The sequence below is a fragment of the Mycobacteroides franklinii genome, from assembly GCF_001853795.1.
Classification (GTDB): Bacteria; Actinomycetota; Actinomycetes; order Mycobacteriales; family Mycobacteriaceae; genus Mycobacterium; species Mycobacterium franklinii.
The window spans coordinates 905,944-919,455 of sequence record NZ_MLIK01000019.1 but is presented as its reverse complement, the minus strand read 5'-3'; the positions used below and the strand labels follow the sequence as shown (position 1 = coordinate 919,455).

8 protein-coding genes are annotated in these 13,512 nt (G+C 63.2%); 3 read left to right on the top strand and 5 right to left on the bottom strand.

Features of this window, described 5'->3' with window-relative positions; translation table 11 throughout:
* Nucleotides 1-127: 127 nt before the first annotated feature.
* Nucleotides 128-748 (top strand): TetR/AcrR family transcriptional regulator, encoded by a 621-nt coding sequence (locus BKG76_RS12155; protein ID WP_070937858.1) that lies wholly within the window; start codon nt 128-130, stop codon nt 746-748.
* Between the two features lie 16 nt (nt 749-764).
* On the opposite strand, the gene BKG76_RS12150 is transcribed toward BKG76_RS12155, so the two are convergent.
* Genes BKG76_RS12150 through BKG76_RS12140 form a run of 3 tightly spaced genes read right to left on the bottom strand, consistent with a single transcriptional unit; the run spans nt 765 to nt 3,136 of the window.
* A complete protein-coding gene (locus BKG76_RS12150; RefSeq protein WP_070937857.1) occupies nt 765-1,286 on the bottom strand; it encodes an ester cyclase in 522 nt (173 codons plus the stop codon).
* Between the two features lie 27 nt (nt 1,287-1,313).
* Nucleotides 1,314-2,249 carry an alpha/beta hydrolase gene (locus BKG76_RS12145; protein ID WP_070937856.1) on the bottom strand — a complete coding sequence of 312 codons (936 nt, stop codon included), beginning with the start codon at nt 2,247-2,249 and terminating at the stop codon, nt 1,314-1,316.
* Between the two features lie 5 nt (nt 2,250-2,254).
* Complete coding sequence (locus tag BKG76_RS12140; protein ID WP_070937855.1) at nt 2,255-3,136, bottom strand: alpha/beta hydrolase; 882 nt, start codon at nt 3,134-3,136, stop codon at nt 2,255-2,257.
* 186 nt (nt 3,137-3,322) lie between these two features.
* Between BKG76_RS12140 and BKG76_RS12135 the strand changes: the two genes are divergently transcribed.
* The gene (locus BKG76_RS12135) at nt 3,323-4,198 is read left to right on the top strand and encodes a helix-turn-helix domain-containing protein (protein ID WP_070939172.1); all 876 of its coding nucleotides are present in this window, start codon (nt 3,323-3,325) and stop codon (nt 4,196-4,198) included.
* A 26-nt stretch (nt 4,199-4,224) separates the two neighbouring features.
* Entirely contained in the window at nt 4,225-4,647 is a 423-nt protein-coding gene (locus tag BKG76_RS12130) for a hypothetical protein (protein WP_236737594.1), read from the top strand.
* Between the two features lie 17 nt (nt 4,648-4,664).
* On the opposite strand, the gene BKG76_RS12125 is transcribed toward BKG76_RS12130, so the two are convergent.
* A complete protein-coding gene (locus BKG76_RS12125) occupies nt 4,665-5,339 on the bottom strand; it encodes a methyltransferase family protein (RefSeq protein WP_070939171.1) in 675 nt (224 codons plus the stop codon).
* Between the two features lie 14 nt (nt 5,340-5,353).
* Nucleotides 5,354-13,510 carry a non-ribosomal peptide synthetase gene (locus tag BKG76_RS12120; protein WP_070937853.1) on the bottom strand — a complete coding sequence of 2,719 codons (8,157 nt, stop codon included), beginning with the start codon at nt 13,508-13,510 and terminating at the stop codon, nt 5,354-5,356.
* Between the last annotated feature and the right edge of the window lie 2 nt (nt 13,511-13,512).

The following is a 13,512-nucleotide window of genomic DNA, read 5'->3' as shown; positions in this document are numbered from 1 at the left end:
TCTCCTGGTCGTACCTGCTAGCGGAATTACGGCTACAGTGTTGCCGTAATTGCCTCGCGCTGTCAAGACAGACATACTGGCCGCTATGACAGACGAGCGACGAACACGTGGTCGCCCGCCCCTCCCTATGGAGTCAATCGTCGATGCGGCGTTGCGGATCGTTGACGAGGAGGGCGGCGAAGCACTGTCCATGCGCGCGCTGGCCCGCCGCCTCGATTCCGGGACCGCGACCATCTATCGGCATTTCGCGAATCGCACCGAGGTCGTCGCGCACGTCGTCGATCGGGTCTTCGGCGAGGTGCGGTTCGATGATGCAGAACTCGCGGAAATGTCCTGGCAATGCGCGTGCATCGTCAGTTCACGTGCACTATTCGACGCCCTGCGCCGCCATCCGAACGTGGCGATGCTGCTGGCCGACCAGATACCCGTCGGACCCAATGTCTTCATGATTCGCGAGCACACCTTGACGCTCTGCCTCAGGGCTGGATTCTCACCGGTCGAGGCCGTCCGCATCTACATGACGCTAGGACGCTACGTATTGGGATACGCCAACCAAATAGGCGTAGAACACCGGGCCAGCGAGGCCGACATTGCGATGATGACCCGATTCGTCGAAAGCATCGACATCACTAATTTCCCGTCGACCCTGGCCACCGCCGGCGCCACCCTGGTCCCGCTCGACGAGGAGTTTGACTTCGGGCTGGGGCTCATCGTGGCAGGACTTGAGGACCTTCGCCACCGGAAATGACCGTCCCCGGAGCGCTTCAGTCCGGAATGCGATGGACCTCATCGCCGGGTACGGCCGAAGACAGCGCCCGCATGCCCCACAGAGCCTTCACCAAGACCAGGTAACTGGCCGGACTGGCGAAGTTCAGGCCACCAAGAAGTTGCTTGATCATGGTCAGCACGTCCCAGTAGATGCGCTCGCAGACCAGGGTGGTGCCGTCGAAGATGAAGTATGCGGTCATGCGGACCTTGAAGCTGCTGCCCGTCGCGGGCACCGCGCCGAATGGCCCCGTGTGCGTCCCCAGGAGATAGAACTCGCAGACCACCGCGTCATCGGTGTGGCGCAGCCGGATCATTTCGTGGCGCTGGTCCGGGAAGGCGATCCGGGTGTCGATGTAGTACTGCCGCACCTCGTCGCGACCGTCGTACACGACACCGAGCGGGATCAGCTCGTATCGCGGATGCGGGAAGGTGGCCAACACCGCATCCCAATCCTGTTCCACCTCATCATGGAAGTGGTCGAGGACTAGCTTCTCCCGCTCGGCGCGGACGGATTCCATGCCGACATCATTCCCCGGCGGCTGCTCCTACAGATGCTTCTTGAAGAACGGGATCACCCCGGCCAACGCCAGCGCCACCGGCTCCGGCTTGTCGTAGAGGTCGTAGTGCGACCAGCCCTCGGCCACGACGAGTTCCTTGTTCTTGGACGCCGCCCGGCGGTACGCCTCCAGACCGTCGCGGTAGGCACCGAACGCGCCCGGCTTGTCACCGACCACAATCACGACCGGTTGCGTCAGCAGAACTTCCAGCCGGTTGAAGGCATCCCAACCCACGGCAGTCGCCTGATGCGAGAACAACGAGCTGGTCGCGCCGTACGGCTGCTCACCGCGCGGGGTGCGGTAATACTCGGTGGCCTCCACGACGTCGATCTCGGTGATGCCCTGCTTCTGCGCATCGGCGGGATCGGCGGGCAACAGGTTGTTGACCTTGAGCGCTGCACCCTGCGCCTCGGCGGTGCGCTGCGCGGCAATGGCTTCGAGGGTGCCGATCGGGTCGTAGCCAGAGAAGGCCTCGTGCATCAGGCGGCCGAAATTCACGCCCGTGATGGACGCAACGGCCTTGATGCGGCGCTCGGTGGTCGCCGCATTGATCGAGTAGGCACCACCGCCGCAGACACCGATGATGCCGATCCGATTCTGGTCGACATACGGCAGCGTCACCAGATGGTCGACTACGTGGCTGATGTCCTTGACCCGCTGCGCCGGGTCCTCGATGAAGCGCGGTTGGCCACCGCTGGCACCCTGGAAACTGGCGTCAAAGGCAATGACGACGAAGCCCTCATCCGCCAAAGCAGTCCCGTAGATGTTGCCGGAGGTCTGCTCCTTGCAACTACCGATCGGATGCACACTGACGATCGCCGGATACGTGGCCGACTCATCGAAGCCCGGTGGCAGGTAGATGTCGGCTGCGATATCCCAATACGGCGTCTTGACCGCGACGTGCTCAATCTTGTCCAGTGCCATGGTGCTTATGCCTTCCTTGTCAAATTCTTTCGGAAAAACGGAACAGCTTGCCCCACAGCGAGATCGACGTACTTCGGGACGTCGTAGAAGTCCATGTGCGTGGCACCGTCCACGACCACCAGTTTCTTGTCACTGCGGACACGCGCGTGCAGCTCGGTGGACGCCCACAACGATCCCGCCTCACTACCCGCAACGATCAAGACGGGGGCGGTGAAGAGCTCCTCCACAAGGTGGAAGGCGTCGTACGCGATGATCTTCGGCAGACTCTTCGCCATCACGTACTTGTTCTCGGCGTTGGGATGGTGCGCGCGAGCCGTCAGATAGTACTCACTGGCCTGCGCCAGATCGTGGGGCGTGTCTTCGTCGACGTGCGCCGGTACATAGGCGGCAAACGCGGTATCTGCGCCAGCGGCCTCGGCGGTGCGCTGGCGCGCCGCGGCATCAAGCACCGCCACCGCATCCGCATCGGTTCCCGTGCCGTACCAACCACGACGCCATGACGCACCGATATTGGCCGCGCTCACCGTGCCGAGCGCCTTGATCCGGTGATCAGTCATGGTGGCAGTGACGGCATATCCGCCACCTGCACAGATACCCCAGACACCGATGCGCTCGCCATCCACATAGTCCAGGGACTGCAGGTAGTCCACAGCGGCCCGGATGTCTTCGACGCGTGCGTCCGGATCCTCGAGATGGTGCGGATCTCCCCCACTTTCACCCTGATAGGACGCGTCGAACGCCAGGGTGACAAACCCGTGCTCGGCCAGTCTCGCCGCATAGAGACCGGCGGTCTGTTCCTTGACCCCACCGCCGGGATGCACCGTCACCAGCGCCGCATAACTACCTTTCACATCGAAGTCAGGGGGTAGGAACACATTGCCCGCCATGATGATTGGACCATTCGGGAAAGTAACCGGGTTCACAAGAACTCCTCGTCTCGTCACGTTGATCGGATGGTTCCCCCATCTGTGCTAGCCACTCAACACCGAACGACGATCGTCATCCAGGGCGGACTCAACCCCGGTACTGGCAAACCCCCCTTGAGCCTGCACACTCGCCTTACGGTGGAGGGCATGGATAAGCGTGCGGAGATCCGAGACTTCCTGACATCACGCCGGGCCCGGATCACCCCACAGCAGGCAGGCATTCCCGTGTATGGAGCCCAGCGGCGCGTGCCGGGTCTGCGCCGCGAAGAGGTGGCATTGCTCGCCGGGGTCAGCGCCGATTACTACACCCGGTTGGAACGAGGCAATCTGGCAGGCGTTTCCGACTCCATACTGAGTGCGGTGGCCAGGGTTCTCCAGCTCGATGAGGCAGAGCGCACACATCTCTTCGATCTGGCCCGGTCAACCCAGGCATCCCGCCGCACCCCGCGCAGGCCCGCCGCGCATCAGGTCCGGCCGAACATCCTGCATATTCTCGATGCCGTCGTCGGCGCACCCGCGTGGGTCAGCAATGAACGCCTGGACATCCTGGCTGCCAATGACTTGTGCCGGGCGCTCTACCACGACGCGTTCACTCAGCAGGATCGCCCCGCGAACCTAGCTCGGTTCGTCTTCCTGGCCACACCGTCACGTGACTTCTTCCTGAACTGGGATCGGCATGCCGACGACTGCGTGGCCATGCTGCGCACCGCCGCGGGCCGAGACCCCTACGACGAGGGGCTCACTCAACTCGTCGGGGAACTGTCCACCCGCAGTGACGATTTCCGCGTGCGCTGGGGCGCACACGACGTGCGCTTCCACCGCACCGGCCTCAAGAAACTCCATCACCCCGCGGTCGGGCAACTTGACCTCACCTACGAGCGCATGGACCTGGCCGCAGATCCCGGGATCATGCTGTATGTCATGACTGCCGAGCCGAATTCCACTACAGCGGAACGGCTCAAGCTTCTTGGCAGCTGGGCGGCCACCCAGCGAGAACAGGCGGCCGAGACCACGGCAGAATGACGACGGTGACCACAATCGGATATGTAGTGAGTTCTGACACCGCGGTGACGCTGCTCGCGGCGGGGCTCATCTTCCTACTCTCGTTGCTACTTGGCGTATGGAAGTACCGCCAGATGGTCACCAGTCCCAACCATCTCGCGCACCCGTATGTCGACACCGCGCATCGGGCAGCGTTGCTCTATTCGTTCGCGACCTTGCTCACCGCCGTGTTCGTCGAACTGAGTGCGTGGCCCAGCTGGGTAAATCTCAGCGCTGCAATGGTCTTGGTCTTCTTCTTCGTCGCGGCCATCGCCAGTTACATCGCCCACGGCGCACTTCGCGATACCACCAATCAGTTTGAAAAGCCCAGCGCCGGCATGTACCTGGCGATGGTGTTGCTCATCCTCGGCGAGGTGGGCGGATTTGGGGTTCTCCTGGCTGGATTCATACGCGCCCAATGGTTTTCCTGACACTCGACGGCTGACAGTCACCACATGTAGGGCATCAGGCGATAGCGCGCGGTCTGCATGTACGCACGGTATCCATCCAGCTGATCGACGAGCAGCTTCTCCTCGTCGACGATGCGCACGATGAGCACAAACAGGCCAGGTAGCACGGATACGAGACCCCAGTACGAGCCGAGGGCCAGCGGAAACCCGATGATGGTAATGACATTGCCGGTGTACATCGGGTGGCGCACAAGCCCATACAAGCCCGTGGTGACCAGGGTCTGGCCCGTCTCCACCCGAACAGTGGAGGCCGCGAAGCTGTTCTGAATGACCACCAGGCTCGTCACGCCCAGCCCCATCGCCACCAAAACATCGCCGAGCACACAGATCACCGGAGGCACCGAGGACCACCCAAAGCGATGGTCAAGGGCGCTGATCACGACCATCGCCGCCAGTGAGAAATACCATCCGCCGATGAGTACCTTTTGCAGCACTCGGGTTTCCGCCGCCGGACCCGCGCGCTTGCGCCGCTGGTGCGCCGCGGGGTCCGCCCGCTGCAAATATATGGTGGGGATCCAGGTCGACAGTGCGAACACCACCAAAAAAGCCCATGCCTGCCAATAGTGGATTGTCCCGGCCAGTAGGAACAGCACCGAGCCGAACACGGCCAGCTCAACGAGCCCGAACGCGAGAACTCTCGCAACGGCTTTCACGAATCCTCCAGTCTTCACCGTGCCGGGGTGTTTTCTAACTGCTGTGCCAGGCTTCTCACCGATGGCGCGTCGAACAACGCCAACATCGTCAGATTGGCATCCAGTGCCGTGTTGATCGCCGCGACCACACGCATCGCCCCCAACGAGTTGCCGCCCAGATCGAAGAAAGACTCATCGACGCCGACTCGATCCATGCCCAGCACATGGGCGAAGATGCTGGATAGGATCTGCTCATTCAAGCTCGCCGGGGGGCAATAGACACCGTTGGTATCGCGGACTTCGTTGGCCTGCACCGCGGCCTGATTGCTCCAGTCGCTCCAGCGGTCTCGCCCAGCACCATTCACCAGATCCAGAGACGACAGCTGGCGATTGGGGTGCGCGGTCATGGCCATCAGCACCTGCTTGAACCGCTCGATCAACTCCCCGATGCTTTCCGCATCGAACACATCCGTGTCGTACTGGACGCGAAGTTCCAACTCACGACCCGGCCCTGCCTGCACGGCAATCGGATAGTGGTAGTAGTCGCGACTGCTGAATCCGGTGATCGCCAACCCGTTGATATCAGAGGACGTACCCGTGTCGGTCGGGTAGTTCTCGTACACGAAGACGGTGTCGAACAGTCTTTCCTGGCCGCTGATGCGGTGGATGTCACTGAGCGCCAGGTGCTGATGCTCCAGGGTGTTGTTGTGGGCATTTTGCAACTGGTGCAACAACTCCGCCGTGGTGGTGGTCGGGGCAAAGGTGGCCCGCACCGGCACGGTGTTGATCAGCAGACCCACCATCGATTCGGCACCGAGCACCTCGGCCGGACGACCCGAAACCGTCGTACCGAACGCGACATCGGCCTGACCGGTCAACGAGCTCAACAACAATGCCCACGCACCCTGCAACACAATGTTGACAGTGGTCTGATGCGAACGCGCCAACTTCGTAAGGGCCCTCGTGGTTTTCGCCGGCACCCGGAACAGGTCGACGCTGCGTCGACCGAACTGCAACTTCTGCTGCGGACCAACGAGAATGGGCGTCTCGAATCCGGCCAACTCCGCACGCCACACAGCATGGGCAGCGTCATGATCTCGTTCGGAAAGCCAGGTGACAAAGCTGCGATACGACGTCGCCGCAGGCAGCCGCACCCCGTGATAGCAGGCGAAGATCTCCTGCATCAGAATGGGCATCGACCAACCGTCGAGCACGATGTGATGGTTGGTGAGCACGAACCGGTAGCGGCCGTTGGCGATGCGGATAAGCGCAGCCCGGAACGCCGGCTCCTCGGCGAGATCACAGACCGCAGCGCGTTCGACGATACAGATCTGTTCGATCTGTTCCTCGACGTCGCAATCCATTGTCGCGGTGGATAGTTCGATGTAGCTCCAGGGTGCCATGGGCTCGGCGGGGATGATCTGTAGTGGGTGCTCGAACTGGTCACTGAAACGAGCCGCCAGGTGAGGATGGCGGGCCACCACGGCCTGCACCGCGTCGCGCAGGCGGTCCACGTCGAGCGTGCCACTCAGCGCGATATCGAACTGCACCGCGTACACGTCATCACCGGAACTGTTCGCGATGCCGGCGTGGAAAAGCAACCCCTGCTGTAACGGGGTCAGCGGCAACACATCGGCGACCGGGAATCTGCTCTGCAACCCGTCGATCTGCTGCTGACTGAGTCTGGCCGGGACGATATCCGACGGAGTCAATCCGCCCCCGCCCCTGCGCACATGCGCGCAAATCCCCGCCAGTGCGTCGAACCACAGCCGGTTGATCCGGGAGACAGCCATGCGGTCCAGCGCGGTGGGCGCCCATGTCCAGGTGGCGTTCAGGTGTGGACCGGTGTCGGTGTCGATGGTCACCGCGTTGAGTTCTACGGTGTGCGGCAGCGCAATGGGCATGGCCCCGGCGGCGCCGGTCAATGACAGACCATCCTGGCTGAAACGCCACACATCTCCGGACGCGTAGGCCGCCGGAGCGCCCAGCCGGCCCAGATAGTTGAATCCGATCGCCGGATCGGATTCGGGCAGATCCACGTCCGGGTTGAGGTAGCGCAGCAGACCGTAGGTCAGGCCGTCGGGCAGGGCCCGTAGTTGTTCCTTGGCCTCCTTGATCACCGCGCCCAGGGCCGCGTCTCCGGCCACCACCTGTGTCCAACGCAGCCCCCCGACTGCCAAAGACACCGGATATTTGGTGGTGAACCAACCGACCGTGCGCGACAGGTCGACACTGCGATCGGCAGCTCCATCCCGACCTGTCAGTTCCTCTTGGCGCCCGTGGCCCTCCACATCGATGGCGATCGGGGCGCCGCCGGTCCCCAGGTGTTGCGCCCAGGCCAACGCGAAGGCGATCAACAGGATCTCGTGCACACCGGCATGGAAGGCAGCCGGCACCTCGCCGAGCAACATGTGCGTCGTCTCGGCATCCAGAAATTCCGTCAGGTATCCGGCTGTGGCGAACGTGTCCTCGTCGGGCTGCGGGGCCGCCAAGCTCGAAGCGATCGACCCCACCTGCCGCCAGGCATCAGCCTGGCTGACCACATCCGGGTGACGTGCATGTTCGGCCAACCGTTCGGACCACCGCTGGAATGACGTTCCCGCGGGCGGCAACAACACCTCCTGTCCCCCACGGAGCTGTGTCGACGCTATGGTCAAGTCCTCCAAGAGAATCCGCCACGAAACTCCGTCAACCGCCAAATGGTGGACGATCAGCACGAGCTGGCTTGTCGTGGTCACCCATAGTCCGCTCAGCATCATCCCGGCCGCTGGATTCAACCGCGACCGCGCCTCCACCACTGCCTCATCGGATAGAACGTCCACCGTCTGTAGACACTCAGCAGCGTTGACGGTCCCCGGCTCGGGCACCGTCAACGACCATCCGCCGGTGTCATCGGCGGTGGCCCGCAGCCGCAGCATCGCGTGCCTGTCGAGCAAGGCCTGCAACATGATGACAACCGCGGCCTCGGTGACACCCGTGGGAGCCTGCAGGACCACCGTCTGATTGAACTCGCTGATCGGGCCTTCAATTTCCTTCAGCCACCGCATGATCGGGGTCGCGATCATCGGGCCGATGCCTTCGTCGATCACGCCATCGGCGCTATCGGCCATCCTGACCACCCGCGCCAGCCGGGCGACGGTCTGCTGCACGAAGATATCCCGCGGTCGCCCGAGTAGCCCCGCGCCGTGGGCCCGCCACACCACTTGGATCGCCGAAATGCTGTCGCCGCCCAGGTCGAAGAATGAATCGTCGACACCGACGCGTTCCAGACCCAAGACTTGGGCATAGATGCCCGCGAGTATCTCCTCCACCAGGGTGGCCGGCGCCCGGTAGTGATCAATATCGGTGTATTCCGGTGCAGGCAAGGCTTTCTTGTCGAGTTTCCCGTTGACCGTCAACGGCAACGCCGTCAAGGAGACCACCGCGGCCGGCACCATGTAGCTGGGGAGACACTCGGCCAGCTGGGCGCGGATCTTGCCCGAGTCGGCAACGCCGGTGATGTAGCCGACCAAGCGCTTGTCACCGGGCCGGTCCTCACGCGCGATCACCGCTGCCTGCTCGACTCCTGGCAGAGCGGTCAACGCCGAATGAATCTCACCCAGTTCAATGCGATGTCCACGGATCTTGACCTGTTCATCGGCACGCCCCGCGTACTGCAGTTGCCCGTCGATGCTCCAGCTCGCCAGATCGCCGGTGCGATACATCCGTTGGCCCGCCGCACCCGCGCCCAGGAACGGGCACGCCACAAATCGTGAGGCCGTCAAACCCGTGCGGCCCACATATCCATAGCCCAATCCCGCACCGGCCACATACAACTCGCCGATCACACCGGCGGGTACGGGGTGTAGGGACCCGTCGAGCACGAAGAACCCCAGGTGAGCGAGCGGCGAACCGATGGGACTCACCGAGCCCTCCACATCGGTGGCCAGGATCTCGCGGAACGAGGCATGCACCGTTGTCTCGGTGATCCCGTACATGTTCACCAACCGGGGCATCACCGGATGACGGTCCAACCACGGCTTCAAACGCTGCGGCTCCAGGGCTTCCCCACCGAACACCACAACCTCGATACCGAGCTGACCGGCGTGTTCGGTGCCCATTGCGTCCACAGTTTGCAGGGCGTAGAACGCCGACGGCGTCTGGCTCAACACATTGACCTGCTCATCCACCAGCAAGGCATGGAACTCTTCGGGAGACCGCACTACCGCTTCGGGCACGACCACCAGCCGGCCACCATGCAAGAGCGCGCCAAAGATCTCCCACACGGAGAAGTCAAAGGCCAGTGAATGACTCTGTGCCCACACCTGACCGGCCGACAACTCCAGGGCGTCGTCGAGGGCCAGCAGTAAACGGGTCACGTTCCGATGGGGAATGGCAACACCTTTGGGCACACCGGTGGTACCCGAGGTGTAGATCAGATACGCGATGTCGTCGGCGGTCAGGCCCGCCTGCGGGGTGCTCGCGGGCCGCGCATTAACAGCCTGATCATCGATATCGATAACCACCACGCCACACCCATCCAACCGCTCCGCCAGATCGGTGGTGGTCACGGCGACGACCGGCTCCGCATCGGACAGCACGAATTCCAGCCGCGCATCCGGCACTGTGGGGTCAATGGGCACGTAGGCAGCGCCGGTCTTGAGTACCCCCATGATCGCGACGACGGCCTCCATCGATCGCGGGAACAACAGCGCGACCCGTTCTCCGGGACCAACTCCGTATTCAATAAGCAGGTGCGCCAGCCTGTTCGATGACTCATCCAACTCCTGATACGACATGTGACCGTCGCCGAAGCTGACCGCGACCGCGGCGGGGACGCGGGATACCTGCCGAGCGAACAACGCGGGAATCGACACCGAGGCCACGTGTCGCGCCAACTCCGCGCGATTACCCCATTCGTCCAACTGCGCCAGCTCGTCGACGTCCAACACCTCGATCGCCGACAAGGGCCGGGCAGGATCGGATGTCATCGTCTCGAGCACCCGGTAGAGCCGATCGATCAGGGTCTGCACACTTCCCGTGTCGAACACGTCGGTGCGGAACTCGACTGTCCCCGAAATCCCATCGGCCTCACCCGTTTCCGTCCAGGACTCGGCCAACGAGAACGACAGATCCATGCGGGCCGAGTGCGTGTCCAGCGGCAGCTGGGTGAGCTGCAGATCCGCCAGCGCCATCCCACCGCGCGCATCACCGATTTGCCCAGGGACGTTTTGCCAAGCGAACATGACCTGCACCAGTGGATGATGGGTCAGCGACCGAGCCGGGTTCAGGCGCTCGACCAGCGCCTCAAATGGCACGTCTTGGTTATCGAAGGCACCCAAACTGCGCGCCCGCACCTGAGCCAGCACGTCGGCAACGGTGGGGTCTCCGGCGAGGTCAACCCGCAGCACCAAGGTATTGACGAAGAATCCGATCAGCTCGTCCAGCGCCGGATCACGGCGACCAGCTATCGGGAAGCCCACCGCCACATCGGAACTCGCGCTGAGCTTGGAGAACAGCACCGCCAGGGCTGCTTGCATGACCATGAAGCTGGTCGCATTGTGTTGACGCGCCAGGCGATTGACTCGCTGCTGCATCTCGGCCGGCCATGCCACGTCCACCCTCGAACCGTGTTGGTCAGCCACCAGCGGATAGGGCCGGTCGGTCGGGATCGCCAAACGTTCGGGCATCCCGGCCAGCATGTTCTCCCAGTACGCCAGTTGCCGGGAGATACGGCTGTCGCTGTCCTCGAGATCGCCCAGTTGCGCACGCTGCCATAGCGTGTAGTCCGCATACTGCACCGCCAACGGCTTGCGGTCGGGGGCCTGACCCGCGCATCGGCTGGCGTAGGCGACCCCGAGATCGGCCACCAGCGGCGTGATGGACCAACCGTCGGCGGCGATGTGGTGCACCACCGCCACCAACACATGATCATCTTCGGAGACGCGGAAAAGCCGTGCCCTCATCGGGATCTCGGAGGACAGATCGAAACTGTGCTGAGCGGATTCGGCGACTGCCGTTTCCAGACGGCTGGTCGGCCATTCGGAGGCATCGACGACGTCCCAGCCGAATTCTGCCTGCTCCGCGGGAACGATCAGCTGCTGAGCCACCCCATCGACCGACGGGAACATGGTGCGCAGGCTCTCATGACGATCCAGCACATCCGCGAATGCCACACCCAGCGCATCGACATCGAGCAGCCCCTGCAGGCGCAGTCCCACCGCCAAGTTGTACACCGGGGATGGGCCATGCAATTGGTCGATGAACCACAGCCGACTTTGCGCATACGACAGGGGCATCACCGCGGGCCGCTCGCCGGCGATCAACGGCTCCAGCCGACCTTCGTCTCCGCCGATACGAAGCATCAACTGAGCGACCGTCGGGGCGTCGAACACCGCGCGTTCCTCAAGGCCCGCATCCATGGACCGGTTCAGCGCGGCGACCAGGCGCATCGCCAGCAGTGAATCCCCACCCAGGTCGAAGAACGAATCGTCCACGCCGACACGGTCCAAGCCCAATACCTGGGCATAGATTCCGGCCAGTATTTCCTCGGTCGGATTGGCCGGGGCCCGGTACTGATCGATCGATTGATACTCCGGAGCCGGCAGGGCCTTCTTATCGAGCTTGCCGTTGACCGTCAACGGAAGGTCTGGCAGCGCTACCACGGCGGCGGGCACCATATAAGGCGGCAACCTATCCGCCAGCGCAGCACGTAACTGCGCGGGATCAGCGGTTCCGGTGATGTAACCCACCAGCCGCTTGTCCCCGGGGCGATCCTCGCGCGCGATTACGACCGCCCGTCCGACACCATCCAAACCATTGAGTACCGACTGGATTTCACCAAGCTCAATGCGGTGTCCCCGTATTTTGACCTGTTCGTCGGCGCGCCCCAGATATTGCAGCTGACCGTCGGGGCTCCAGCTCACCAAGTCTCCGGTGCGGTACATCCGGGTGCCCGGCTCCCCGAACGGGCAGGCCACAAATCGGTTGGCGTTCAACGAGGCCCGCCCCAGATAGCCATAACCCAAACCCGCACCGGCCACATACAACTCGCCGACCACATCCACCGAGACCGGCTGCAGCCACTCGTCAAGAACCGCAAAGGCCAGGTGGCCCAGCGGGACCCCGATCGGGCTGCCCGCATCGTCCACATCGGCAGCGGCTATCTCGCGGAACGAGGCATGCACCGTTGTCTCGGTGATCCCATACATGTTGATCAATCGCGGAGAATCCGGGTGGTCACGGAACCAGCCGCTCAAACGCGGAGGGTCCAGCGCCTCTCCACCGAACACCACCGATTCCAACGCGAGCTGCTCGCCTTGGGGCCGGGTTTCGTCCACAGACAACAGCGCATAGAACGCCGACGGCGTCTGGCTCAGCACACTGACGCGCTCATCGACCAACAGAGCATGGAACTGGTCGGGCGACCGCACCACCGAATCCGAGACCACCACCAGTCGTCCCCCGTGGAGCAGCGCACCGAAGATCTCCCACACCGAGAAGTCGAATGCCAACGAATGGCACTGTGACCACGCCTGCCCGGGCACGAGCTCGAGATCGGCGTCGATTGCCTCCAATAGCCGCGTCACATTGTGATGCGGAATGGCAACACCTTTCGGTACACCCGTGGTGCCCGACGTATAGATCACGTACGCGACATCATCACCTCGCGGCGGCGCCACGTTCAGCGAGCAGTCAAGGACCGCGGTGTCGGCCTCGGTCGGCACCGCGCCGATGTCGATGATCACCAACCCGCGGCCATCCAGCCGGTCCGCCAGGTCCGTGGTAGTCACCGCGACCAACGGCGCGGCATCGGACAGCACAAACCGCAACCGCGCATCAGGCACCGACGGATCGATCGGAACATAAGCCGCACCGGTCTTGAGCACGCCCATGATCGCCACCACAGCCTCAACCGACCGCGAGAACAACAACGCCACCCGCTGCCCCGGACCGACACCGTGGGCAATCAGCAAGTGTGCCAACCGGTTCGATGCCTCATCCAGCCCGCGATAGGTGACCGCACTATCACCGCAACTGACCGCGACGGCCCCCGGATCACGAATCACCTGCTCGGCGAACAACTCCGGAATCGACACCGAAGTGGTGGACAGCGTCAGTGTGGCCCGATTACCCCACTCCTCCCACTCCGCGCGCTCATCAATATCGCCCAGGTCCATCGACAACAGTCGTCTGGTCGCATCGGCCTTCACTG

Excerpts from the sequence above, each read along its gene's own strand:
- BKG76_RS12155 (WP_070937858.1), top strand. The coding sequence starts at position 128 with ATGGAGTCAATCGTCGATGCGGCGTTGCGGATCGTTGACGAGGAGGGC.
- BKG76_RS12150 (WP_070937857.1), bottom strand. The coding sequence starts at position 1,286 with ATGGAATCCGTCCGCGCCGAGCGGGAGAAGCTAGTCCTCGACCACTTC.
- BKG76_RS12145 (WP_070937856.1), bottom strand. The coding sequence starts at position 2,249 with ATGGCACTGGACAAGATTGAGCACGTCGCGGTCAAGACGCCGTATTGG.
- BKG76_RS12140 (WP_070937855.1), bottom strand. The coding sequence starts at position 3,136 with ATGGCGGGCAATGTGTTCCTACCCCCTGACTTCGATGTGAAAGGTAGT.
- BKG76_RS12135 (WP_070939172.1), top strand. The coding sequence starts at position 3,323 with ATGGATAAGCGTGCGGAGATCCGAGACTTCCTGACATCACGCCGGGCC.